19 protein-coding genes are annotated in these 25,105 nt (G+C 68.8%); 9 read left to right on the top strand and 10 right to left on the bottom strand.

Annotation, left to right across the window (positions count from 1 at the left end):
- Positions 1-418: 418 nt before the first annotated feature.
- The 4 genes from panD (at position 419) to JR064_RS20280 (ending at position 7,400) form a co-directional block, all read left to right on the top strand.
- Positions 419-799, top strand: coding sequence for an aspartate 1-decarboxylase (gene panD / locus JR064_RS20295; protein WP_003470181.1), 381 nt, complete (start codon positions 419-421; stop codon positions 797-799).
- The gene (gene pgi / locus JR064_RS20290; RefSeq protein ID WP_179564260.1) at positions 796-2,310 is read left to right on the top strand and encodes a glucose-6-phosphate isomerase; all 1,515 of its coding nucleotides are present in this window, start codon (positions 796-798) and stop codon (positions 2,308-2,310) included. Before panD ends, pgi begins: the two co-directional genes overlap by 4 nt.
- Before the next feature lie 593 nt (positions 2,311-2,903).
- A complete protein-coding gene (locus tag JR064_RS20285; protein ID WP_206230928.1) occupies positions 2,904-5,492 on the top strand; it encodes a glycoside hydrolase family 3 protein in 2,589 nt (862 codons plus the stop codon).
- A gap of 345 nt (positions 5,493-5,837) precedes the next feature.
- Entirely contained in the window at positions 5,838-7,400 is a 1,563-nt protein-coding gene (locus JR064_RS20280; protein ID WP_179564264.1) for a sodium/sugar symporter, read from the top strand.
- A 51-nt stretch (positions 7,401-7,451) separates the two neighbouring features.
- Here JR064_RS20280 and JR064_RS20275 read toward each other — a convergent pair whose 3' ends face one another.
- The 3 genes from JR064_RS20275 to JR064_RS20265 form a co-directional block, all read right to left on the bottom strand.
- Positions 7,452-9,248 carry a putative bifunctional diguanylate cyclase/phosphodiesterase gene (locus JR064_RS20275; protein ID WP_179564266.1) on the bottom strand — a complete coding sequence of 599 codons (1,797 nt, stop codon included), beginning with the start codon at positions 9,246-9,248 and terminating at the stop codon, positions 7,452-7,454.
- Positions 9,249-9,375: 127 nt separating this feature from the next.
- A complete protein-coding gene (locus JR064_RS20270; RefSeq protein WP_179564268.1) occupies positions 9,376-9,942 on the bottom strand; it encodes a response regulator transcription factor in 567 nt (188 codons plus the stop codon).
- Positions 9,939-11,162, bottom strand: a complete 1,224-nt coding sequence (locus JR064_RS20265) for an ATP-binding protein (RefSeq protein WP_179564270.1) — start codon at positions 11,160-11,162, stop codon at positions 9,939-9,941. The genes JR064_RS20270 and JR064_RS20265 overlap by 4 nt, the downstream gene beginning before the upstream one ends.
- A gap of 104 nt (positions 11,163-11,266) precedes the next feature.
- On the opposite strand from JR064_RS20265, the gene ispG reads away from it, so the two are divergent.
- The 5 genes from ispG to JR064_RS20240 all read left to right on the top strand — a co-directional run bounded on the left by ispG (position 11,267) and on the right by JR064_RS20240 (position 18,354).
- Positions 11,267-12,532: a flavodoxin-dependent (E)-4-hydroxy-3-methylbut-2-enyl-diphosphate synthase gene (gene ispG, locus JR064_RS20260; RefSeq protein WP_179564272.1), complete on the top strand. Its 1,266-nt coding sequence runs from the start codon at positions 11,267-11,269 to the stop codon at positions 12,530-12,532.
- Positions 12,513-13,223 (top strand): phosphatase PAP2 family protein, encoded by a 711-nt coding sequence (locus JR064_RS20255; RefSeq protein ID WP_206230927.1) that lies wholly within the window; start codon positions 12,513-12,515, stop codon positions 13,221-13,223. Before ispG ends, JR064_RS20255 begins: the two co-directional genes overlap by 20 nt.
- Positions 13,224-13,303: 80 nt before the next feature.
- Entirely contained in the window at positions 13,304-15,052 is a 1,749-nt protein-coding gene (locus JR064_RS20250; RefSeq protein WP_206230926.1) for a J domain-containing protein, read from the top strand.
- A 36-nt stretch (positions 15,053-15,088) separates the two neighbouring features.
- Positions 15,089-16,780, top strand: a complete 1,692-nt coding sequence (locus JR064_RS20245; RefSeq protein ID WP_206230925.1) for a molecular chaperone HscC — start codon at positions 15,089-15,091, stop codon at positions 16,778-16,780.
- A complete protein-coding gene (locus JR064_RS20240; RefSeq protein WP_206230924.1) occupies positions 16,777-18,354 on the top strand; it encodes a hypothetical protein in 1,578 nt (525 codons plus the stop codon). Before JR064_RS20245 ends, JR064_RS20240 begins: the two co-directional genes overlap by 4 nt.
- Before the next feature lie 611 nt (positions 18,355-18,965).
- Here the strand turns inward: JR064_RS20240 and JR064_RS20235 are convergent.
- From JR064_RS20235 to JR064_RS20205, 7 genes are all read right to left on the bottom strand, one after another.
- The gene (locus JR064_RS20235; RefSeq protein WP_241093189.1) at positions 18,966-20,057 is read right to left on the bottom strand and encodes a TPM domain-containing protein; all 1,092 of its coding nucleotides are present in this window, start codon (positions 20,055-20,057) and stop codon (positions 18,966-18,968) included.
- A 114-nt stretch (positions 20,058-20,171) separates the two neighbouring features.
- Complete coding sequence (locus JR064_RS20230) at positions 20,172-20,861, bottom strand: aspartate/glutamate racemase family protein (protein ID WP_206230922.1); 690 nt, start codon at positions 20,859-20,861, stop codon at positions 20,172-20,174.
- Between the two features lie 112 nt (positions 20,862-20,973).
- Positions 20,974-21,843 carry a DMT family transporter gene (locus tag JR064_RS20225; protein WP_206230930.1) on the bottom strand — a complete coding sequence of 290 codons (870 nt, stop codon included), beginning with the start codon at positions 21,841-21,843 and terminating at the stop codon, positions 20,974-20,976.
- A gap of 32 nt (positions 21,844-21,875) precedes the next feature.
- Positions 21,876-22,916 (bottom strand): UDP-N-acetylmuramate dehydrogenase, encoded by a 1,041-nt coding sequence (gene murB, locus JR064_RS20220; RefSeq protein ID WP_206230921.1) that lies wholly within the window; start codon positions 22,914-22,916, stop codon positions 21,876-21,878.
- On the bottom strand, positions 22,913-23,968 hold the full coding sequence (locus JR064_RS20215) for a quinone-dependent dihydroorotate dehydrogenase (RefSeq protein WP_179564282.1): 1,056 nt from the start codon (positions 23,966-23,968) through the stop codon (positions 22,913-22,915). The genes murB and JR064_RS20215 overlap by 4 nt, the downstream gene beginning before the upstream one ends.
- 9 nt (positions 23,969-23,977) lie before the next feature.
- On the bottom strand, positions 23,978-24,745 hold the full coding sequence (locus JR064_RS20210; RefSeq protein WP_206230920.1) for a class I SAM-dependent methyltransferase: 768 nt from the start codon (positions 24,743-24,745) through the stop codon (positions 23,978-23,980).
- 4 nt (positions 24,746-24,749) lie between these two features.
- Positions 24,750-25,031, bottom strand: a complete 282-nt coding sequence (locus JR064_RS20205) for a DUF4190 domain-containing protein (protein WP_179564286.1) — start codon at positions 25,029-25,031, stop codon at positions 24,750-24,752.
- Positions 25,032-25,105 lie beyond the last annotated feature (74 nt).

The raw sequence follows: 25,105 nt of genomic DNA, 5'->3' as shown, positions 1-25,105 counted from the left end.
CAGGGGCTTGCGGCGAGTCGGTCGGGTGCACTGTAGGAGGGGCTTCAGCCCCGACTGTGTCCGAAGCCGTCAGGCCTGCCGCTTCGTTCGTCGCGGCTGAAGCCGCTCCTGCAGGGAATTGCGGCGAGCCGGCTGGGTGCATTGTGGGAGGGGCTTCAGCCCCGACGCTGTCCGAAGCCGTCAGGCCTGATGCTTCGCGACGCGATCCGCAACCGCGGGATCCGCCGCGCGACCGGCCGCGGTTGGCGTCGCTCGCATCGCGCATTGCCGCGTCAGGCAGCCAAATCATGTCCTGCGCTGGGCATGCCGGGACGCGCAGCGGACAACGCCACGCACCTGCCGCCAAGCCTTGCTGCCACTGCCGCTTAACCCCTCGGCTGCTAAACTGCACGTCTTTCCCCACCGCAGTACCGCAAGCATGCAACTGAGCCTGTTGAAGACCAAGATCCACCGCGCCACCGTCACCCATTCGGAGCTCAACTACGAAGGGTCGATCGCCATCGACGGGCTGCTGCTGGACGCCACCGGCATCCGCGAGTTCGAGCAGGTGCATATCTGGGACGTCACCAACGGCGCACGCTTCAGCACCTACGCGATCCGCGCCGACGAAGGCAGCGGCATCGTCTCGCTCAACGGCGGCGCCGCGCGCCACGTGCAGGTCGGCGACCTGATCATCATCGCCGCCTTCGCCGGCATGAGCGAAGAGGAAGCCGCGCGCTTCCAGCCGACCCTGGTCTACGTGGACGGCGCCAACAAGATCACCCATACCAACCACAGCATCCCGAAGCAGGCCGCATGACACAGTCCAACGGTTTCGACGCACTGCACTCCCACGCCCAGCGTTTGCGCGGGGCGCGCCTTCCCGAATTGCTGGCCGCCGAGCCCGGCCGGGTCGAAGACCTGGCGGTGCAGGTCGGACCGTTGTACTTCAACTTCGCGCGGCAGAAATACGACCGCGCCGCGCTCGACGCGCTGCTCGCGCTGGCCGCCGAGCACGACGTGGCCGGCGCGTTTCAGCGCCTGTTCCGCGGCGAGACGGTCAACGTCACCGAAGGCCGTGCCGCACTGCATACCGCGCTGCGCGGCGAGCTCAGCGGCGCGCCGGTCGCGGCCGAAGCGAACGCCAGCGCACGCGAGGTGCAGCAGCGCATGCGCGCGCTGATCGACGCGCTGGCGCAGACCGAGGTCACCGACATCGTCAGCGTCGGCATCGGTGGTTCCGACCTGGGCCCGCGCCTGGTCGCCGACGCGCTGCGTCCGGTCGAAGGCGCGCGTTTCCGCGTGCATTTCGTCTCCAACGTCGACGGCGCGGCGATGCAGCGCACGCTGGCCACGCTGGATCCGGCGCGCACCGCCGGCGTGCTGATCTCCAAGACCTTCGGCACCCAGGAAACCCTGCTCAACGGCCAGATCCTGCGCGATTGGCTCGGCGGCAGCGAGCGCCTGTATGCGGTCAGCGCCAATCCCGAGCGCGCCGCCAAGGCCTTCGACATCGCCGCCGGCCGCGTGCTGCCGATGTGGGACTGGGTCGGCGGGCGCTATTCGCTGTGGTCGGCGGTGGGCTTCCCGATCGCGCTGGCGATCGGCGCCGACGGCTTCGAGCAGCTGCTGGCCGGCGCCGCGCAATTCGACGAGCACGCGCTGAACGCGCCGCTGCAGCGCAACGTGGCGGTGCTGCATGCGCTGACCACGCTGTGGAACCGCAACGTGCTCGGCTACGCCACGCAGGCGGTGATGACCTACGACCAGCGCCTGGCGCTGTTGCCGGCCTACCTGCAGCAACTGGTGATGGAGAGCCTGGGCAAGCGCGTGCGGCTGGACGGCAGCCCGGTGCAGGCCGATACCGTGCCGGTATGGTGGGGCGGCGCCGGCACCGACGTGCAGCACAGTTTCTTCCAGGCGCTGCACCAGGGCACCAGCATCGTGCCGGCCGATTTCATCGGCTGCATCCACAACGACGATCCCTACACGGTCAACCACCAGGCGTTGCTGGCCAACCTGCTGGCGCAGACCGAGGCGCTGGCGAACGGGCAGGGCAGCGACGACCCGCACCGCGACTACCCCGGCGGCCGCCCGAGCACGCTGATCCTGCTCGATGCGCTGACCCCGCAGGCGCTGGGCGCGCTGATCGCGATGTACGAGCACAGCGTCTACGTGCAGTCGGTGATCTGGGGCATCAACGCCTTCGATCAGTTCGGTGTGGAGCTGGGCAAGCAACTGGCCAGCCAGCTGCTGCCGGCGCTGCAGGGCGAAACCACCGAGGTCGCCGACCCGGTGACGCGCGCGGTGCTGGCGCGCTTGCGCGGCTGAGGCGCGCTTTCGGGTGTCCTGCAACGGGGCCTTCGGGCCCCGTTCGTTTTTGCCGCGCGCCACGCTTTCGGTATCCGTGAGCGGACTCGTCCTGCACGGCAGGCGTCGACTGCCCGCTCGAGAAACCGCAGCGGGCTCACGCACCTTGCTTGTCGGTTGACCTGCCGCGCGATAGCGGAGAAAAGTCTGTGGGAGCGACTTCAGTCGCGACGAGCGGAGATGGGCGCTGCAATCGTCCGACTGGATCGGCGCTAAAAACGCTGCGTCGCGTGACGCTGCAGACCGTCCACAGAGGGCGCCATCGCCGCCGCAGAGTTGCGCAGTTCTCCGGCACGGCAGTGTTGCGGCGCAACAAGCGTATTTGCCGGCGCGACCATGGCGGCGGCTGGCGATGCTGCGATCACGCGGCGGGCCGGCCTTGCCGGTATTCCATCGCTATAGCGCAATCCAATATCCGTAGCGGGGCAAGGCATACCTCGCGGCGTGGTTGACAGGGTCGGGGCGAGTAATGAAGCGTAGGCGCCGGTCGCGCGTCTCGGGAGGGAGCGCGGCCGTCGTGTGTCGCGCGTTCGCCGTTCCTGGGAGGGAAGACCTTGCAAAAACAGTCCGCTGGCGTGTCTGCGCCGATTCGCAATGCGCTGGCCACCGCGGCCGCGCTGGGCCTGCTCGCGTTGGCCGCGGCCGGCCCCGGCCAATCGGCTCCGGCCGCCACTGCCGCCGCTGCACCGCCGGCGATCCATCCGCAGCTGTGGCCGTCGCCGGCCTGGCCGCTGGCCGAGGATGCGGCGCTGGAGGCGCGCATTTCCAAGCTGATGGCGCAGATGACGGTGGAGCAGAAGGTCGGGCAGATCGTGCAGGGCGATATCGCCAGCATGACCCCGGACGACGTGCGCAAGTACCACATCGGCTCGGTGCTGGCCGGCGGCAATTCCGATCCCGGCGGCAAGTACGACGCCAGCCCGGCGGAATGGCTGAAACTGGCCGACGCCTACTACGCGGCGTCGATGGACAAGGGCAACGGCGGCCTGGCGATCCCGATCATCTTCGGCATCGATGCGGTGCACGGGCAGAGCAACATCGTCGGCGCCACGCTGTTCCCGCACAACATCGGCCTGGGCGCCACGCGCGACCCGGAGCTGATGCGCAAGATCGGCGCGGTGACCGCGGCCGAGACCCGTACCACCGGCATGGAGTGGACCTTCGCGCCGACCGTGGCGGTGCCGCAGGACGATCGCTGGGGCCGCACCTACGAGGGCTATTCCGAATCGCCCGAGGTGGTCGCCAGCTTCTCCGGCAAGGTGGTCGAAGGCCTGCAGGGCGTGCCCGGGCAGCCCGGCTTCCTCGACGGTTCGCACGTGATCGCCTCGGTCAAGCATTTCCTCGGCGACGGCGGCACCACCGACGGCAAGGACCAGGGCGATACCCGGGTCAGCGAGCAGCAGTTGCGCGACATCCACGGCGCCGGCTATCCGCCGGCGATCGCCGCCGGCGCGCAGACGGTGATGGCCTCGTTCAACAGCTTCAACGGCGTGAAGATGCACGGCAACAAGCCGATGCTGACCGACGTGCTGAAGGGGCAGATGCATTTCGGCGGCTTCGTGGTCGGCGACTGGAACGGCCATGGCCAGGTGCCCGGTTGCCGCAACGACGACTGCCCGGCCGCGTTCAATGCCGGCGTGGACATGCTGATGGCGCCGGACAGCTGGAAGGGCTATTACGAGAGCGCGCTGAAGGCGGTCAAGTCGGGCGAGATCCCGATGACGCGGCTGGACGACGCGGTGCGGCGGATCCTGCGGGTGAAGCTGCGGCTGGGCCTGTTCGAGGCCGGCAAGCCGTCGCAGCGCCCGCTCGGCGGCAAGTTCGAACTGCTCGGCGCGCCCGAGCACCGCGCGGTGGCGCGGCAGGCGGTGCGCGAGTCGCTGGTGCTGCTGAAGAACCAGAAGCAGCTGCTGCCGCTGAAGCCGCAGAGCAAGATCCTGGTTGCCGGCGACGGCGCCAACGACATGGGCAAGCAGGCCGGCGGCTGGACGCTGAACTGGCAGGGCACCGGCACCAAGCGCGCCGACTACCCGAACGGCAACACCATCTGGGAAGGCCTGCAGCAGCAGGTCAAGGCCGCCGGCGGCAGCGCCGAGCTGGCGATCGACGGCAAGTACCAGGCCAAGCCGGACGTGGCGGTGGTGGTGTTCGGCGAGAACCCGTACGCCGAATTCCAGGGCGACATCGCCACGCTGCTGTACAAGCCCGGCGACGACAGCGATCTGCAGCTGATCAAGAAGCTCAAGGCCGACGGCATTCCGGTGGTGGCGGTGTTCCTGAGCGGGCGTCCGCTGTGGGTGAACCGCGAGATCAATGCTGCCGATGCGTTCGTCGCCGCGTGGCTGCCGGGGTCGGAAGGCGGCGGCATCGCCGACGTGCTGCTGCGCAAGCCCGACGGCGGCATCCAGTACGACTTCCACGGCAAGCTGAGCTTCTCCTGGCCGCGCACCGCGACCCAGTACGCCAACAACGTCGGGCAGAAGAACTACAACCCGCAGTTCGCATTCGGCTATGGCCTGCGCTATGCCGACAAGGGCGATCTGATCCGCCTGTCCGAAGTCTCCGGCGTGTCCGGCGCGCAGGCGGTGGGCGGGGTGTACTTCGAGCGCGGCAAGCCGGCGGCGGGCATCAACATGGTCCTGCAGGGCGCCAGCCAGGCCAATCTGCCGGCGGTGACGACCCCGGCGGCGCTGGCCGACGGGTCGCTCAAGGTCACCGCGATCGACCACAAGGCGCAGGAGGATGCGCGCCGGCTGGAGTGGTCGGGCAAGGGCAAGGCCGGGATGGCGTTGGTGCTGCCCAGGCCGCTGGACGTGTCGCGCGAGAGCAACGGCGACGTGCAGCTGATCCTGACCTTGAAGGTGGACGCGGCGCCGAGCGGCGCGACCCATATCGGCGTGGCCTGCGGCAATGGCTGTGCGGCGCAGGTCGATCTGGGCAAGGCGCTGGCGGCGCTGCCCAAGGGCGAATGGCGCACGCTGGGCGTGCCGTTGAAGTGCTTCAGCGTCGCCGGTGCCGATGTCTCCAAGCTGGAGCGGCTGCCGGTGATCGAGAGCGACGGCACGCTGGACCTGGCGCTGTCGCGGATCGCGCTGGGCGCCAGCAACGACGCGCAGAGCGTGGTCGACTGCCCGGTGCGCTGATGCGCGCCTGACCAGGATGCAGCGGCGCCATCGCCGGATGGCGTCGCCTGCGACCGATACGGACGCAAGCGGCGCAGCGGGCAATGCCAGGGCTGCGGCGCAGGCGGATAGCGCCAGCCGCTGCCCGAACCGCCTGCTGCGTGGTCGCTGCGGCAGCGGTCGCAGCAGCGGCATCGGGCGACAGGACGCGCCGCGACAAACGATTCGCGCGACGGCCGATGCGCGACGGCACGGCGGCAGCGGCCGCTCGCGGTCGCGCTAGGCCATTCAAAGACAACGCCCGTCCTGTGCGGATGGGTGCATCGATACACAGGCGAAAGGGCCGCGGCCCGTGGGAGAAGTGCAGTGGGTCTGGCGACGTTGGATATTGCGATCGTATTGGTCTACCTGACCGGCATCTTCGTGCTCGCGCAGTGGGTGTCGCGGGAAAAGGCCGGGCACAGCAAGAGCGCCGAGGACTACTTCCTGGCCGGCAAGACCCTGCCGTGGTGGGCGATCGGCGCGTCGCTGATCGCGGCCAACATCTCCGCCGAGCAGATCATCGGCATGGCCGGTTCCGGCTATGCAATCGGCCTGGCGATCGCGTCCTACGAATGGATGGCGGCGCTGACCCTGCTGATCGTCGGCAAGTTCTTCCTGCCGATCTTCCTGCGCAACGGCATCTACACCATGCCGCAGTTCCTGGAGCAGCGCTACGGCAAGTGGATCCGCACGTTGATGGCCGTGTTCTGGCTGCTGCTGTACGTGTTCGTCAACCTGACCTCGATCCTGTGGCTGGGTTCGATCGCGGTGAGTCAGGTCACCGGCATGGACCAGACCCTGGCGCTGGCCCTGATCGGCGTGTTCGCGCTGGTCTACCAGCTGTACGGCGGGCTCAAGGCGGTGGCGCTGACCGATATCGTGCAGGTCACCCTGCTGGTGTTGGGCGGATTGCTGGTGGCCGGGCTGACCCTGTCGCGCATCGGCGACGGTGCCGGCGTGCTGGCCGGGTTCAAGCACCTGTGGAACGCGCACCCGGAGCACTTCCACATGATCCTGAGCAAGGACAACCCGTTCTACAAGGACCTGCCGGGCCTGAGCGTGCTGCTGGGCGGGCTGTGGGTGATGAACATCAGCTACTGGGGCTTCAACCAGTACATCATCCAGCGCGCGCTGGCCGCCAAGGACATCGGCGAGGCGCAGAAGGGCATCGTGTTCGCCGCGTTCCTGAAGCTGCTGATGCCGTTGGTGATCGTGGTGCCGGGCATCGCCGCGGTGGTGCTGGCGCCGGACCTGGCCAAGCCCGACCAGGCCTATCCGACCATGATGCAACTGCTGCCCAGCGGCATCCTGGGCCTGGTGTTCGCCGCGCTGGTGGCGGCGATCGTGGCCTCGCTGGCGTCGAAGATCAATTCGGTGGCGACGATCTTCACCCTGGACTTCTACGCCAAGTTCCGCCCGCGCACCGAACAGAAGCAACTGGTGCGGGTGGGCCGCATCGCGGCGGTGACGTCGGTGCTGGTCGGCATCCTCACCGCGCGGCCGTTGCTCGGCAACTTCGACCAGGGCTTCCAGTTCATCCAGGAATTCACCGGCTTCTTCACCCCGGGCGTGGTGGTGATCTTCATGCTCGGGCTGTTCTGGAAGCGCGCCAACGAAGCCGGCGCGCTGACCGCGGCGATCGGGTCGGTGGTGCTGTCGTTCGCGCTCAAGTTCGCCTGGCCGGAACTGCCGTTCATGGACCGCATCGGCGTGGTGTTCGTGGCGGCGCTGGTGCTGGCGGTGGTGGTGTCGCTGGCGACCGCGGCCACGCAGGCGCGCGACCTGATCCGCACCGACGACGTCGGCTATGCCACCACGCTCGGCTTCAAGATCGGGGCGGTCGGCGTGGTCGCGATCCTGATCGCGCTGTACACGGTGTTCTGGTGAGCGACGCCTGAGCGCCGCCGCCGTAACCTCAGGGGTGCGCAGGCGGCGCGTTCAACCGTGTGCCTGGTCGCGCCATGGCGTGGCCAGCCAGGCCTCCAGCGCCGCCGCCGGCATCGGCCGCGCGATCCAGTAGCCCTGGCCCTCGTCGCAGCCCCATTCGCGCAGCATGTCGTAGATCTGCTCGGTCTCGATGCCTTCGGCCACCACCTGCTGGCCGAAATCGTGGCCGAGCCGGATCATCGACGGCACGATCATGCAGTCCTTGCGGCTGCCCGGCAGCGAGCGGATGAACGACTGGTCGATCTTCAGCGCGTTGGCGGGGATGCGCTTGAGGTAGCTGAGGTTGCTGTAGCCGCTGCCGAAGTCGTCGATGGCGATCTTCACCCCCAGCGCGCTGATTTCCTGCAGCTGTTCGGCCACGCGCTCAGGATGCCGGATCATCGCGCTTTCGGTGAACTCGATCTCGATGCGGCCCGGTTCCAGCGCGTGCCGCGTCAGCAGCTCGCGCAGCGTGGCGATGAAGTCGGCCTGTTCCAGGTCCACCGCCGACACGTTCAGCGAGACGCTGAAGCGATGGCCCTGCTGCTGCCACAGCGCCGCCTGCGCGATGCCGGCCCGCAACACCCAGGCGGTGACCCGGCTCATCAGCGCGGTCTTCTCCGCCAGCGGGATGAAGTCGTTGGGCGCGACCGTGCCGAGCAACGGATGCTCCCAGCGCAGCAGCGCTTCCACGCCGACGCAGTCGCCGCTGCGCAGGCTGACCCGCGGCTGGTAGTGCAGGCTCAGTTGCTCGCGCGCGCTCAGCGCTTCCGGCAGCGCGGCCAGGATCCGGAACGCATTGCGCTGGCTGGCGTCGTGGCTGCGCTCGTACAGGCTCCACGGCAGGCCGCGCTGGCGTGCCATGTCCACCGCGGTGGTCAGCGAGCGCAGCGTGTGGTTGGCGCTCAGCACGCCGTCCAGGCTCACCGCGCCGAGCGACGGGGTCGCGGCATGCGGAATGCCCTGGTGCTCGATCGCCTCGGCGAAGGCGCCGCACACGCGTTCGCAGCGTTGCGCCAGCTGTGCCGGGTCGTTGCCCTTCACCACGAAGGCGAAGCTGGTGGTGTCGATGCGGTAGGCCGGCAACCCGTCCAGGGCTTGCAGCAGGCGGTCGCGCGCGGCCAGCAGGTAGCCCTCGGCGTATTCCCAGCCCAGGGCCTTGACCATGTCGCGGAAGTACTCGGTGCCGCAGACGTCGATCGCCACGCCGGTGTCGTGCTGGTCCGCGCTCTGCAGCGACAGCCACATGGTCAGGTCTTCGTTGAAGCGGCTGCGGTTGGGCAGGCCGGTCAGCGCATCGACGTAGCCGGTGTTGCGCAGGGTCTCGATCCGCAGCAGCAGCAGGTCGCGCAGCTCCTGCAGGGTACGCCGCGCGTCGGCGTCGAACTCGCTGCGCGGTTCGCTGTCGATCACGCACAGCGTGCCCAGGCCGGTGCCGTCGGCCAGCATCAGCGGCGCGCCGGCGTAGAAGCGGATGAACGGCGGCCCGGTGACCAGCGGGTTGTCGCGGAAGCGCGGATCCTGCCGCGCGTCGGCCACCACCAGCAGCTCGGGGCTGTGGATCGCATGCGCGCAGAAGGCCTGGCTGCGCGGCGTCTGCGGCGCGTCCAGGCCGACCCGGGACTTGAACCACTGGCGCTGCTCGTCGATCAGCGAGACCAGCGCGATCGGGGTGCGCAGGGTGCGCGAGGCCAGCTGGGTGATCAGGTCGAAGACGCGGTCGGCCGGGGTATCGAGCAGGCACAGCTGGCGCAGGGTCGCCAGCCTCGTCGATTCGTCGGGCGGCAGCGGATGAGAAGAAGGGCGCATGCAGGATTTAACGGCGCCTGCGTGGGCGACTTGAGTCGGCGCGCGGACGGCGAACAGCCGCGGGTTGGGAAAGTGAAGCCGGTGTGTACGACGGTAGACGGCGACGCCATGCGCGACCGCACCGCGCTCAGCGCGGCGGCTCGCGTTGCGGGCTGGGGCGCTTGGCCAGTTTGCGCTGCAGCGAGCGGCGGTGCATGCCGAGCAGGCGCGCGGCCGCCGAAACGTTGCCGCCGGTCTCGTGCATGGCCTGCTGGATGTGCTCCCACTGCAGCCGGCTCAGCGGGGTCATCGCGTCCGGCAGTTCGAGTGCGTCGTCGTCCTCGGCGCTGTCCGCCTCCAGGCTCAACGCGCGCAGGATCATCTGCACCGTGGCCGGCTTGGGCAGGTAATCGTCGGCGCCGAGCTTGATCGCCTCCACCGCGGTGGCGATGCTGGCGTAGCCGGTGACCAGCAGGATGCGCATGTCGGCGCGGATCGCGCGCAGCGGCTGGATCAGCGCCAGGCCGGATTCGTCGCCCAGCTTGAGGTCGATCAGCGCGTAGTCCGGCGGCGTCGCCGTGGCCAGGGCCAGCGCCGCGGCGCCGCTGTCGGCGGTCAGCGTCTCCAGCCCGCGGCGGGCGAGGGTGCGTTGCAGGGTGCGCAGGTACAGCGGGTCGTCGTCGACCAGCAGGCCCAGCGGGGCGTCGTTGCTCATGCGGGCGTCTCCAGGGCGAGCAGCGGCAGGCGGAAACCGACCCGTGCGCCGTGGTCCGGCGCCGGCTGGGTCCACAGTTCGCCGCCCAGGCGTTCGATGGTGGCATGCGACAGCGCCAGGCCCACGCCCATGCTGTCGGGCTTGCCGCTGCGGAACAGGGTGGCCGGCAGCGCGACTTGGTTGGCGTCGAAGCCGCCGCCGTAGTCGCGGACCTCGCCGACCAGTTCGCTGCCGGTGACCCGCACGCTGAGGTCCACCTGCGGATGGCCGGCGCGTTCGCCGGCATCGGCGGCGTTGTTCAGCAGCACCTGCAGCAGGTGGCCGATCGCGCTCTCCAGGCGCAGCTGCAGCGGCGCGTCGTCGTTGCGCCGCAGTTGCACGGTCGGGCGCACCAGTTGCCACTGGTGCAGCACGTGCGCGAGCGACACCGTGCCGCCGCCGGCGCGCTGCGCCGGTGCGGCCAGCGCCAGCACCCGTTCGCGGCACTGCACCAGCAGTTCGCGCAGGGTTTCCAGGTCCTCGCGCAGTTCCGGCTGCTCGATCTGCTCGACGATGTCGTCGGTGAGCAGGGTCATCGTCGCCAGCGGCGTATTCAGCTCATGCGCGACCGAGGCGGCGTGGGTGGCCAGGGCGACGATGCCTTCGTTGCGGGTGAAGCGCTCGCGCAGCAGCGCCAGCTCGCGCTCGCGTTCGCGCAGCGACAGCGCCAGGCGGGTGGAGAACACCAGCACCACGATGGTGGACAGCAGGAAGTTGGCGGCCATGCCCCAGCGCTGCAGGTCCAAGGCCTGGTGCGGGCCGCGCGGCAGCGGCAGGCCGAACAGCGCGCTGACCGCGTAGCCGGCCACGCAGGCCGCCGCCACCGCCAGCGCCCAGCGCAGCGGCAGCGCCAGCGCGGCCAACGCGATCAGCACCAGGAACAGCGAGCCGAAGGCGTTGCCGATGCCGCCGCTCCAGCCGACCATCCAGGTCAGTACGGTCACATCGACCAGGATGTGGCCGAACGCGGTGGCCGGCGCGGCGGTGTCGGCATGGCGCAGGCGCAGCTGCGCATACAGGTTGAACAGGGTCAACGCGGCCACGCCGGACCACAGCGGCAGCTGCGGCAGCGGCAGCCGCATCGCCCAGGTCGCGACCAGGATCGTCGCCGCCTGCCCGGCGGTGGCCAGCCAGCGCAGGCTGCACAGGGTGCGCAGGAACGAGGCATCGGTGGAGGTCATGGCGCGCATCGTATGCGCTGGCGCGCACGGCTGTCTGCGACAAACCGTCGCAGTCCCCGGCGCCGGGGTGGGGCGCGGCCGCCCGCTCACGCTAAAATGCGCGCATGTACGACGCCGTCAGCCGACCCACCCCCCCCAGCGACGCCGCGCCCTGGGCGCGCCGTTCCACCCAGCCGGTCCGCGTCGGAGGCGTCGTCGTGGGCGGCGGCAAGCCGATCGTGGTGCAGTCGATGACCAACACCGACACCGCCGACGTGGCCTCCTCGGTCAAGCAGGTGGCCGAGTTGTGGCGCGCCGGCTCGGAACTGGTGCGGCTGACCGTCAACAACGCCGAATCGGCCGCGGCGATCCCGCGCATCGTCGACAAGCTGCGGATGATGGGCATCGAGGTGCCGCTGATCGGCGACTTCCACTACAACGGGCACCAGCTGCTGGCCGCCGAACCGGCGTGCGCCGAGATGCTGGCCAAGTACCGCATCAACCCCGGCAACGTCGGTTTCGGCAAGAAGAAGGACACCCAGTTCGCGCAGCTGATCGAGTTCGCGCTGAAGTACGACAAGCCGGTGCGCATCGGCGCCAACTGGGGCTCGCTGGACCAGGCCCTGGCGGCGCAGCTGATGGACGAGAATTCGCGCCGCGAGACGCCGTGGGACGCCGGCCGCGTGCTGCGCGAGGCGCTGATCCGCTCGGCGCTGGATTCGGCCGAACGCGCGGTGGAACTGGGCCTGGGCCGCGACCGCATCGTGCTCAGCTGCAAGGTCAGCGGCGTGCAGGAACTGATCGCGGTGTACCGCGACCTGGCGCAGCGCTCGGATTTCGCGCTGCACCTGGGCCTGACCGAGGCCGGCATCGGCAGCAAGGGCATCGTCGCCTCCAGCGCGGCGCTGGCGGTGCTGATGCAGGAAGGCATCGGCGACACCATCCGCATCTCGCTGACCCCCGAGCCGGGGCAGTCGCGCACGCAGGAGGTGATCGTCGCCCAGGAACTGCTGCAGACCACCGGCCAGCGCGCCTTCACCCCGCTGGTCACCGCCTGCCCGGGCTGCGGCCGCACCACCTCCGAGTTCTTCCAGGAACTGGCCAAGGTGGTGCAGAACCACGTCCGCGCGAAGATGCCGGAGTGGAAGGTGAGCCATCCCGGCGCCGAGAACATGACCCTGGCGGTGATGGGCTGCGTGGTCAACGGACCGGGCGAATCGCGCCACGCCAACATCGGCATCTCGCTGCCGGGGACCGGCGAGGCGCCGTCGGCGCCGGTGTTCGTCGACGGCGAAAAGACCGTCACCCTGCGCGGCGAGAACATCGCCCACGAGTTCGTCGCGCTGATCGACGACTACGTCGAAACCAAGTATGTCCGCCGCGCCGGGTGAGAACCCGGCCGAGCGCGCCGCCGGCGTGCGCCACTGGTTGCGCCGCAACGCCTGGCGCATCGGCCTGCTGTTCGCCGGCGTGCTGCTGCCGATGGGCGTGTTCGTGGCGCTGGCCGACGAGGTCCACGAACTGGAGAACTTCTATTTCGACGAGCCGCTGCTGTGGAGCATGCGCGCGCTGGCCTCGCCGGGCTGGGACCGGTTCTTCAGCGTGGTCACCGAGGCCGGCTACCAGTACGGGGTGATCCCGCTGGACACGCTGATCGTGCTGCTGTTGCTGGGCCTGCGGCGCTGGCGCGAGGCCATGTTCGCCGCGTTCTCGTTCGTCGGTTCGGCGCTGTTGAACATGAGCGCCAAGCAGTTCTTCCAGCGCGACCGGCCCAGCCTGTGGGAGTCGATCGCGCCGGAGCACACCTTCAGTTTCCCCAGCGGCCACGCGATGGGCTCGATGACCCTGGCCGCGGTGCTGATCGCGCTGGCCTGGCGCACCCGCTGGCGCTGGCCAGTGCTGCTGCTGGCCAGCACGTTCGCGTTGCTGGTCGGCGTGTCGCGCATCTACCTGGGCGTGCATTACCCCTCCGACATCCTCGGTGGCTGGTGCGCGGCGCTGGTCTGGGTGCTCGGGCTGTACCTGCTGATGTTCCGCGGCGAACGGCGTCCGCGCTGGCGCCGCCGGCGCGTCGCGTCTTAGCGGGATTGCCCAAAAATGTGGGATAGCGCGGCGTAGCGCCGAGCGCTCAAGTCCTGGCGGCGGCAGCCGATAACCCGATCTTGCAGAGCTATGAGCAGGCAGGGGATGGACTTCAAACGGCGCAGCAATGCGGCGGCGGGGCCTCGTCGATGAGCTGGGCCGCCGAGGCGTTGGGACTGTCGGCAGATGCGGATGCGCGCGCGATCAAGCGCGCCTACGCGCTACGTCTGAAGACCACCCGGCCCGATGACGACCCGGTCGCGTTCCAGCAGTTGTACGAGACCTATCAAGCGGCATTGGCCTGGACGGAAGCGGCGACGTGGCCACATCAGGCGAGAGCGACGATCGAGGACATGCAGGTCGAGGTGTCGTCGCTGGCGCCGCAGACCGCGGTGGCTTCGCCCGCCGGGGAAGCGCCGGCCAGGCAGCGCCGCTCGCTGGCCGATCTGGTGCACGACCCGGTGCTGGAGGCCGAACTGGCGCAATGGCAGCACGATGGCTATGTGCAGGATCGGGCCGAACGCATCCTCGCTGCGGCACATGCCATGCCGGCAGCTGATTTCGGCCCCTGGTTGCGCGCCCTGCCGGAGCTGTGGTCCCTGGGGCTGCGCCCGCGCATCCAGCAGGCTATCGCCACGCAAGCCGCAGGCGAGGGCGTCACCATGTCGGATGCGGCGTTGGACGCGTTGATTGCCTGTTTCTGCGACGAACAAGACAGCGAATTTAGGCAGGCGCTCTGGAGCGGTCGCGTGCTGGCGATTGCGCTTGGGCGGTCGCCGGACTTGCTGGCGCACTGGTTGTCGCAACGGGTCAACCGTCTTTCCGACGACGACCGTACGGCGATCGGTGCGCGCGTCTTGCGCGCACTACGCGAAGGAAAGGCCTCGCTACAGTTGCAGACCATTGACGCGCTCTCGTCGGCGTTCCGCTGGAGTCAGCAGGACCACGACCGCGACGATCGCGCGTGGTTGCACGACGCCCAAAGAACGGCGCGGACGCAGGAGCGCAGTCGGCGGCGGCTCGCCGCGCTGGCGCCTGACGGCGATGCCGCTGTGCTGGCCTACGAGCTCGAAGCGGCGCACTGGCCAAAGATGACGCCGCACCGGGCCGCGTGGTTGAGGGCCTGCTTGATGGGACCGCCATCCCGGTGGGGTTGCTTCCTGTCCGCCTTGCTGCCGGCGCGTCCGATGTGGATGTACCGCTTCTGCGGCATCGTCGATCAATGGTCCCCCGACGGCTTGCCCGCATCGCTGCAGCCGCGCCACGTGCGCTTCTGGAGGCAGCTTGGCGATCGGCGCCGCCCGCATGGCTGGCAAGTGGCCGTCGACCTGGCGCGTGGGCTGGCGGTCGCCGCCCTGATCGCCGTTGGCGCGACCTTGATGCTCCCGTTTGCCGGTGCTGCGGACACCGCGTGGATCGTCGGCGCGCTCGCAACCGGACTGGCGATCTGGATCGCCTTGGTGCTGGTCCAGGTGGTCGCCCGCTGGCAGGCATGCACCACGCTTTCGAGCCTCGGCAAGCGTCTCGCGCATTGCTGGGCGCTGCCGGCAGCCAGTATCGCCATCCTAGTCGGGATGCGTAGCGGCGGATTGGGAGTGGCCGTCGGGTCCGCGCTCGCCTACATCTCGGCATATCGCATGGCCGGTCGCATGGATACGGAATCGCGAAAGGCGATCATCCCTGGGCTCGGCGTAGTAGGGGGGCTAAGCGTACCCCTGGTCATCGCAATACAGGCGGGCGCCTGGCCCGGCACCGTGGTTGCGTTGCTGTTCTGGGCGATCTCGTTGATCCAGGACACGCAACATCGCGCCCTGCAAAGGCACGCCTAGAATTTTCACAACGGATAGGGACACAAGGACCCGCTCATGATTGTAGGTATCGACCTCGGCACCACCCACTCGCTGATCGGCATCCATGATGCCGATGGTGGGCGCCTGTTCGCCAATCCGCACGGAGGCCTGTTGACACCGTCGGTGGTCAGCGTCGATGACGATGGCAGCCTGCTGGTCGGCCAGCCCGCCCGCGATCGGCTGGTGACCCATCCGGGTCACAGCGTGGCCGCGTTCAAACGTTGGATGGGGAGTCCGCGCGAGACCAAGTTGGGACAGCGCAGCTTCCGTCCGGAAGAGCTGTCGGCGCTGATCCTGCGCTCCCTGATCGCCGATGCCGAAGCCGCGCTGGGCGAAAAGGTCGAGGAAGCGGTTATCAGCGTGCCGGCGTATTTCTCCGACGCGCAACGCAAGGCCACTCGGGTGGCCGGCGAACTGGCCGGCATCCGCGTTGAACGGTTGATCAACGAGCCGACCGCCGCCGCGCTGGCCTACGGGCTGCAGGAACGCGGAGGAGAAGGCCGCGTGCTGGTGCTCGATCTCGGTGGCGGCACTTTCGACGTGTCCTTGTTGGAAATGTTCGACGGCGTGGTCGAAGTGCATGCCAGCGCGGGCGACAACTTCCTCGGCGGCGAAGACTTCCTGCAGGTGCTGGTGGAAGGTTTTTGTACCGAGCATCGGCTCGATCCTGCCAAGCTCGCGCCCAGCGATAGTGCCCAATTGCGGCGACGGGTCGAGCAACTCAAGCGCGAGCTGAGCACGCAGGCGCAGGCCGCACTGAGCCTGAGCATCGCCGGGCAGGCGTACAGCTGGGAGATTGACGAGTCGCGTTTTGCGCAGCTGGCCGAGCCCTTGTTGCAGCGCATGCGGTTACCGATCGAACGTGCGCTGCGCGATGCCAAGTTGCGGCCGTCAGAGCTGGACGACATCGTGCTGGTCGGCGGCGCGGTACGTATGCCGATGATCAGCCGCTTGGCCACGCGCATGCTCGGCCGCTTGCCGCTGCGTCACGTCAATCCCGACCATGCGATCGCCCTGGGGGCGTTGGTGGCAGCTGGTCTGAAGAGCCGCGACGAGAGCCTGCGCGAGGTCGTGCTGACCGACGTTTGTCCTTATACGCTGGGAACGCAGGTGTCGCGCCGCGGCGGCGACGGACAAGTACGCAACGGCTACTTCCATCCGATCATCCCGCGCAACAGCGTGGTGCCGGTCAGTCGCGAAGACACCTTCTATCCCACCCATGACCGGCAGACCGAAGTGGTCATCGACGTCTACCAGGGCGAGAACCCCATGGTCGAGCGCAACATTAAGCTGGGCGAAGTACGGGTGGCGCTGGATTCCAAGCGCCCGCGCAACGAGCAGAGCGTGCTGACCCGATTCACCTATGACGTGGACGGATTATTGCAGGTCGAGGTGATCGAGGAAGCGACCGGCAAGCGGCACGAATTGATCCTCGAACAGAATCCCGGCTTGCTCGATCGCGACGAAATCGCCAGGCGCTTGCTGGCCCTGGCCGAGCTGAAGGTCCACCCGCGCGACCAGCAGCAGAACCTGGCAATGCTGGCACGCATCGAGCGCGTCTATGAGGAATACATCGACGAACGGCAGATGTTGCAGCGTTGGCTCGACCAGTTCCGCGAGATACTCGAAAGCCAGGACACTGCCCGGATCGAACGTCACCGCCAGGAACTTGCCCAGGCACTGGACGAGCTGGAAGCGCGCGCATGAGCTGGGCATTGGCGGCATTTGGCTTGGAGGAGGACGCCGACGAGCGCGCCATCAAGCGGGCCTACGCGGCGCGCCTAAAGGTGACCCGCCCGGATGACGATCCGACCGGCTTCCAGCAACTCCACGAGACCTATCAGGCGGCGCTTGGCTGGGCGCGGCAACTTGCCGCCATGCGTCGGGCGGCCGAACCGGCCGCCGAGGGCGTGGAGGACAGCGGTGATGCACCGCAGGTGCAGGCTGGAGCTGCATTCGCGCGGACTCCCGTTGCGCTGGAAACCGGGCCTGCTCCCGTCCAGCCCGCTGCCGGCGCCTTCCAGCCTCCGGATGTTTCCGAAGCGCCTGACTCCCCTGGGGGGGCCGAAGCTTCAGAAGCGCCCGACGCTTCCCAAGCGCCACCGGGCAGGCGTCCCGTTACCGCGCCATCGATCGCGCCTGCCACTACGGATACGCCGTCCGTCGACATGGCGCAGCTGCAGCTGCGCATCCTGCATCAGACGCAGCGACTTGAACCGGAAGCGCTGCGAGCATGGCTGCTTGCGCAACCGGAGCTGTGGTCGCTGGACAGCAAACCGCAGATCGGTGCCCGCCTGCAGAGACATCTGCTCGAACACGAGGAAGCACTTAGCATCTACCACTACAAGGTGCTGGCCGATTTCTTCGATTGGGAGCAGGCACTGGACGCACCCGATCCCTATTTCGTGCAGCACGCCTGCGCACGGATGCACAAGCGTTGGTTGCTGCAACCGTCCGGATATGGAGAGCTGAGCGACGCACTGCGGCGGCGCGGCGATCCCGATGCGTCGGTTCCGTATGTGCGCAAGCTACTGGCCTTGCTTGGCCCGACGATGTCTGACGGCGCAGTGTTCGCGGCAATGCTCTGGCCAGGCCGACCCGCCCGCGTGCGGCGGCTGCTTGAACTGATCGGCTACGTGCCGGACGGTAGCCAGCCACCGCCGCCGTTGCATCGGGAACGTGTCGGCGCATGGTACTTGGTCAGCGATCGGCATAGGTTCAATCCAGTTGCCTTCATGGTCGGGGTGGCCCGCAGCCTAATCGCGGCAGCAGTTTTCCTGCTTCTGTGTCTCTTGTTGGCGATGGTTGATCGAAATCCGGCACCCGGTATATCCCCGATGCTGAAGGTTGGCTGCTATGGTGCCGCAATCATCTTCGGTGGCTGGCTTGCCTGGGATTGCTTTGCTTCGCTGCTGCGTTGGCAGTCCAGACACGAAACCGATCCTTGCGTCAGGCGCCCGCTGTTGCAGCGCTTTTTCATCCCGATCCTTGCCGTGGCCGCCAGTGCATTCATTGCAGCGGACAAGTCCTCGGTTGCCGCGGCGATCGCCCTGCCACTGTTGGTGATCGCGGTTGCACGATGGATGCGCCGCGCCGGATACCGGCCTCAATTGCAATGGGGTTGGGGCTGGGCGTGGGCTGGATTTCTTATTCTCAAGGTTGCCTTCTTGGGGGTGGGCATCTTGATCGTCTACCCACAGGTCACGCTCGGTTTTTCTGCAATCGCCTGGCTTAGCGATCTGATCTCGCAGTGGAAAACCAGAAAGAGGGCGGTGGCCTGATCCGATCGACAGCCATTCGTTCGGGTTCTGAAGTTCGTCGTGCCACGGCCGAAACCACGTCCTTGAAGCCCAAGGTGCACCTGTTTGGCACATGCCTCGCCATGATGTAGCTGTGCCGTTTGGCGCTGATGGTTTGCCGAGGCGCTCGCTATCGACGGAGTGCCACTGGCTTGCAGAGGACGCTGCCGTTATGCCCGAACTCAGGATCGACAGTGATAGCGACCGGGAAATTAGGTGCCACCTCGGTGGGGCGCGCCAGGAGTTCCGCTGCCTGAAGACCATCATGACGTCGGGTATGGTGGTCGCGCCACTTGCTCGCGCAACGTCGGTTCAATCTGCACAGGAAACTGCTGATGCGCCATGTCGTGTGCGCCAGTGCTGCCATCCTCTGGGCGATGGCGCTTTTTTCGCTTGGCATTGGCTGCGCCTGGAAAATCGGCGGTCACGACCCTCTACGAACAGTTGGCGGACTTGAACGCAAGGTTGCGCATGATGCTCGCTCGCCACCGTACCGTGATCGAGGATGTCTTGCGCAGTGGCCACTGCCGGCCTGCGACCTGTGTCGGTCGCGGCCGCAAGGTCCAAGCGCTGGAGTTTGCTGCGCGGGGCGGCTACCAGCTCGAACTGGCGCCGCCGCCGCCCGAGCTGCCGCCGCCGGACGACGAGGAATCGCTGGACGAGGACGACGAGCTCGACGAGGCCGCTTCGCTGGCGTAGTACGCCGAGGTATAGGCGTAGGTGCCGGCCGCGGTCTCGACGACATGCCCTTTGCGGATCAGCGCCTTGCGCATGCGCTCCTGCTCCTGCAGAAAGGCGCGGTACCGGTCCGGCGAGCGGTAGCGGCGGCCCGACAGTGCGAGCATCAAGCACAGCGTCAGCACTTCGGCGGCGATCCACAGCCAGAACGCCAGCCAGAACAGGCTCGACAGCACCAGCACGAATACGCCCGGGTTGATGGTCAGGAACAGCTTGATGAACGCCCCCGACGATGCGCGCTTGCGCTTGGAGCTGGCGATCTCTTCCGGCGCGTCGGCCAGTTCCGGATGGCGCCGCAGCAGGCGCGCGCGCAGGCGTTGCTGCCGGCGCGCCAGCAGTGGCGGCAGCAGCCAGATCAGCGCAAGCAGGCCGGCCCAGGCAGCGACGCCACGTTTCCAGTCCGCCCGTTCATCCTGCTCGGCGGCAGACGACGCGCGCGACAGTTCCGCCAGGCTCTCCGGGTCCTGGGCGGCCACGCGCGCCATGAAGCCGAATGCATCGACGATGGCGCCCGCGGTGTCGCCCTGGCGCATCTTCGGCGCCAGATGATCGTCCAGTGCGCGCCGGGCGACCGCATCGGGCAGCACGCCTTCCAGTCCGTAGCCGACCTCGAAGCGCGAGCGCCGGTCCTGCAGCGCCAGCACCAGCAGCAGGCCGTTGTTGGCGCCCTTGCTGCCCAGCTGCCACTTCTGGAACGCCGCGTCGGCCACCTGCTCGATGTCCTCGCCGTCGAGCGAGGGCACGACATAGACCGCGCCCCAGATGTTCTGTTCCTCGCGGATCTGGTGCAGCGCGTCGTTGACCTGCTGCCGCTGCGCGTCGCTCAACGTGCCGGCCGGATCGACGACATTCGGCGTGTACTCGGGAATCGCGATGGCCAAGGCCGGCAGCGCCGGGCACAGCAGCAGGGCGAGCGTGGCGAGGGCGAGCAGGCGAAGCAGGCGCATGATGTTCTTTGCAATCGGGCGTGCGCCCATTATGAAGTTTGCCGGAGCGTATCGCCGCCCCCTGGGCCGCGCGCGTAACCGATCCGTGCCGGCAAGGTTTGTGCGCTGCCGTGGCTAGGCCAGGCTATGCAAGGCCGCCGCGTGCGCATGCAGTGCGGTGGTATCGAACAGCGGCAGCATGGCGTCGCCGGCGCCGATCAGCAGCGAGATCTCGGTGCAGCCCAGGATCACCGCCTCGGCGCCCTGCGCCTGCAGCGCCGCGATGACCTGGCGGTAGCGCCGCCGCGAGGCGTCGCGGATCACGCCCTGGCACAGTTCGTCGTAGATGATGCGGTGGACGTCCTCGCGCCCTGGCAGGTCCGGTACCAGCACCTGCAAGCCGCGCCGCTGCAGCCGAGCACGGTAGAAGTCCTGCTCCATGGTGAAGCGGGTGCCGAGCAGCCCGATCCGGGTCATGCCGGCAGCCTGCACCGCGTCGGCGGTGGCATCGGCGATATGCAGCAGGGGCAGCGGCACCGCCGCGGCGATCGCGTCGGCGACGCGGTGCATGGTGTTCGTGCACAGCACCAGGAAATCGGCGCCGCCGGCCTGCAACGCGCGCGCGGCCACGGCCATCGCTTCGCCAGCCGCGTCCCAGTCGCCGGCCTGCTGCAGTTGCTCGATCTCGTGGAAGTCCACGCTGTACAGCAGCAGCCTGGCCGAATGCAGCCCGCCCAGCTGCGCGCGGATCGTTTCGTTGATGTGCCGGTAGTAGGGCACGGTGGATTCCCAGCTCATGCCGCCGATCAGGCCGATGGTCTTCATGCCGTTCTCCACGTGTCGCCCGTTCGCCGGGTGCGGGCAGCGATGATCGCGCACTGTCGCCGGTTCGTGCGCGGCCCGCGCGCCTGGCGCCGGCACGGCCGGACAGGCGCGCTCATTCGCCAGGCTTGGCCGCCGCGGTGGCCGCGGCGCTGGCGGCGCGCCGCGCCAGCAACGCCTCGCGGTGAGCGATGTAGGCATTGGCGCCGAGGATGATCAGCGCGCCGAGCACGGTCCAGCGATCCGGCGCTTCGCCGAACAGCCACCAGCCGAACACGGCCACGAACGGCAGCTGCACGAAGCTGATCGGGGTCAGCGCCGAGACTTCGCCGATGCGCAGCGCGCGCGTCCACAGCAGTTGCCCGAGCGTGCCGAACAGGCCGGTGGCGAGCAGCCACAGCCAGTCGATGCCCTGCGGCCAGGTCCAGGCGAACAGGGCGGGCAGCAGCGACATCGGCACCCAGAACGCATAGGTGTAGAACACCACGGTGTTGGCCGAATCGACCCGTGCCAGCTGCTTGATCTGGATCGCCACCAGTGCGCCCATCACCGCCGCCAGCAGCGCGATCAGGGTGCCGGCGCTGAACGTGGCCGCGCCCGGGCGCAGGATGATCAGCACGCCGGCGAAGCCGCACAGCACCGCCATCCAGCGCCGCAGGCGCACGTTCTCGCCCAGCCAGAACGCCGCGGCCAGGGTCACGAACAGCGGCGTGGAGTAGGACAGCGCGATCGCCTGCGACAGCGGCAGGTGGCCGATCGCCCAGAAGCCGGCCAGCATCGACACCAGGCCGATCGCGGTGCGCAGCAGGTAGCGCGGCAACTGCGCGGTGCGCGGCAGCGACTGCCCCGGCCGCAGCAGCATCGGCAGCAGGAACAGCAAGCCGAACAGGTTGCGGAAGAACGCGATCTCCACCGTGGACAGGTGCGCGGAGGCCAGCCGGATCGCAATCACCATCAGTCCGAACGACAGCGTGCTGGCCAGCATCAGCGCGGCCGCGCGCAGCGACACCGGCTGCTTCACCAGTGTGCGCCGACGATGCGCGGTTCCGGCTCCAGGATCACGCCGAAGCGCTCCAGCACCGAGGCGGAGATGTGCCGCGCCAGCGCCAGCAGCTCGGCGCCGCTGGCCTGGCCGTGGTTGACCAGCACCAGCGCGTGCGCGGCGGACACGCCGGCATCGCCGTCGCGGTGGCCTTTCCAGCCGCAGGCCTCGATCAGCCACGCCGCCGACAGCTTGCGCTGGTCCTCGCCGTCGCCGGGGAACACCGGCAGCGCCGGGTACGCGTGCTGCAGCGCCTGCGCCTGTTCGGCCGGCAGCAGCGGATTCTTGAAGAAGCTGCCGGCGTTGCCGAGCACCTCCGGGTCGGGCAGCTTGCGGCGGCGGATATTGATCACCGCCTGCGCCACGTCGGGCGCGCCGGGCATGGCGATGCCGAGCGCCTCCAGTTCCTCGCCGATGCCGGCGTAGTCCAGGCGCAGCGCATGCAGCCGCGGCAGGTTGAATTCCACCGCGGCGATCAGGTAGCGGTCGGGCTGGCGCTTGAACAGGCTGTCGCGGTAGCCGAACTCGCAGGCGGCCGCATCCAGCCGCACGAAGCGCGCGTCGGCGCGGTCGTAGGCCTCGACCACATGCACGAACTCGCCGACCTGCGCGCCGTAGGCGCCGATGTTCTGGATCGGCGCGGCGCCGACCGTGCCCGGGATCAGCGCCAGGTTCTCCAGGCCCGACAGGCCCTGCGCCAGCGACCACATCACCAGTTCGTGCCAGCCCACGCCGGCGCCGGCGCGGACGATGGCGTAGTCGGCGCGGTGTTCGAGCGTGTCGATGCTGCGGTTGGCGAAGGCCAGCACCACGCCGGGCGCGTCGCCGGCGAACAGCATGTTGCTGCCGCCGCCCAGCGGCAGCAGCGCCGCACCGGCCAGCTGCGGCGCCAGCAGCGCCTCGGGCAGCGCGTCGGGGGCGAAGATCTGCAGCAGCCACGGCGCCTGCGCGGCGACATGGAAGGTATTCAGCGCCTGCAGCGGCGCATTCGCGGTCAGCGACCAGGCGTTGCTCATAGCGCGGCGACCGCGCCGCGGCTGGGCGCTTCGCGGCGCCGGCGCATCGCCTCGACGCATTCGCCGATCAGCTCCGGGCCGCGGAACACCAGCCCGCTGTAGCACTGCACCAGCGCCGCGCCGGCGGCCATCTTCGCCACCGCATCGGCGCCGGACAGGATGCCGCCGACCCCGATTAGCGGGATCGCCTCGGGCAGGCGCGCGCGCAGCCGGCGCAGCACCAGCGTGGACTGGCCCAGCAGCGGCGCGCCGGACAGGCCGCCGGCCTCGGCGCCCAGCGCGTTGCGCTCCAGGCCGGGACGGGCGACGGTGGTGTTGGTGGCGATGACGCCGTCCACTTGCAGGTCCGACAGCACCCGCGCCGCCGCGTCGATATCGCTGTCGCTCAGATCCGGCGCGACCTTGACCAGCATCGGCACGCGCTTGCCGTGGCGCGCGGCCAGCGCTTCCTGCGCCTCGCGCAGCTGCGACACCAGCTGCCGCAGCGCCTGTTCCTCCTGCAGCTCGCGCAGGCCGGCGGTGTTCGGCGAGGAGATGTTGACGGTCACGTAGTCGGCCAGCGGGTAGACCTTTTCCAGGCAATGCAGGTAATCCGACGCGGCGTCCTCGTTCGGGGTGTCCTTGTTCTTGCCGATGTTGATGCCGAGCAGGCCATGGCGGCGGCGCGCGCGTTCGACGTTGCGCACCAGCGCGTCCACGCCGAGGTTGTTGAAGCCCATGCGGTTGATCACCGCCTGCTCGCGTGGCAGCCGGAACATGCGCGGCTTCGGATTGCCCTGCTGCGGGCGCGGGGTGATGGTGCCGATCTCGACGAAGCCGAAGCCCAGCGCGAGCAGCGCGTCGATGTGCTCGCCGTTCTTGTCCAGGCCTGCAGCCAGCCCGACCGGGTTGGGAAACTCCAGGCCGAACGCGCGCGTGGGCATCGGCGCGATCGCCCTGGCCAGCAGCGGATTGGTGCCGGTGCGGTAGGCCATCTCGATCGCGCGCAGGCCCAGCGCGTGGGCGCGCTCGGCGTCGAAGGCGAACAGGAACGGGCGGGCGAGGGAATACATGGGCACAGCTCAGTTCAACGTGCCGGCGAAGGCACGGGTACGGTAGTGGACATCGACCAGGCCATCCACCTGGTGGCGATCGAACAGCACGCGCAGCGCGGCCAGCATCGGCGCGTGGCGCGGATGCCCGGCCAGCGGCGCATAGGAGGAGGACAGCAGGCGCCCGCGCAGGCCGTCGTAGTCCAGCTTCTGCACGTTCGGGAACTGGGCGGTGCCGCGCAGCCCGGCGCCGAACCAGCCCTGCATCGTCGCATCGTCGTGGTAGCGCTCGGCCACCGTGCTGTAGTCGGTGCCGTAGTCGAGCAGCAACTGCTCATAGTCCTGCAGGAACGGCGTGCCGTCGAGCAGTCGCGAGTTCCAGTACACCAGCGCCAGTCCGCCGGGGCGCAGCACGCGCGCCCATTCGCGGCGTACCGCTTCCAGATCGAACCAGTGGAAGGCTTGCGCGGCGCTGATCAGGTCGACGCTGGCGGCGGGGAGGGTGGTGGCCTCGGCGCTGCCGTCGACCGCGGCGAAGCCGGGGAGGTCGCGCAGCAGGGTCTCGGCGGCGGCGCGCATCGCCGCGTTCGGCTCCACCGCCAGCGTCGGATGCCCGGCCAGCAGGAACATGCGGGTGGAAATGCCGGTGCCGGCGCCGATGTCGGCGACCTGCGCATCGCGTGCCACGGCGAGTTCCCCGTGCACCCAGTCCAGCAGCGCGGGCGGATAGTCGGGGCGGTAGCGGATGTAGTCGGCGACGCGGTCGCTGAAGCGTTCGCGCGGAGCGGAGGCGTCCATCGGCTCAGGCCTGGGTGCTGGCGAACCAGGCCAGCCCGCCGAAGAACAGCACGAACGCCAGCACCGACAGGATCGCGACGATCACCGCGGCCCAGCCCAGGATCAGCCCGCCGACCGCCAGTCCGTCGCCCTGGAAGCGTTGCGGCTGGCGGCGGATCTCGGCGCGCGCCAGGTGCCCGGTGATGATCGCGCCGAGGCTGCCGAGCACCGGCATCAGGGTCCAGCCGAGGATGCCGGCGACCAGGCTGACCACGGCGAGGGAATTGGTTTCGCGTACGGCACTCATGTGCGGATCCTCGTGAAGGGGGCAGCGGGTTCGCTCGCATGCACGGTGCCCGAATTATCCCAGAAGCGCGCCTG

The organism is Xanthomonas bonasiae (assembly GCF_017163705.1).
GTDB classification, from domain to species: domain Bacteria; phylum Pseudomonadota; class Gammaproteobacteria; order Xanthomonadales; family Xanthomonadaceae; genus Xanthomonas_A; species Xanthomonas_A bonasiae.
Note: the sequence above shows the minus strand (reverse complement) of the source record. Positions and strands in the feature narration are given on the sequence as shown.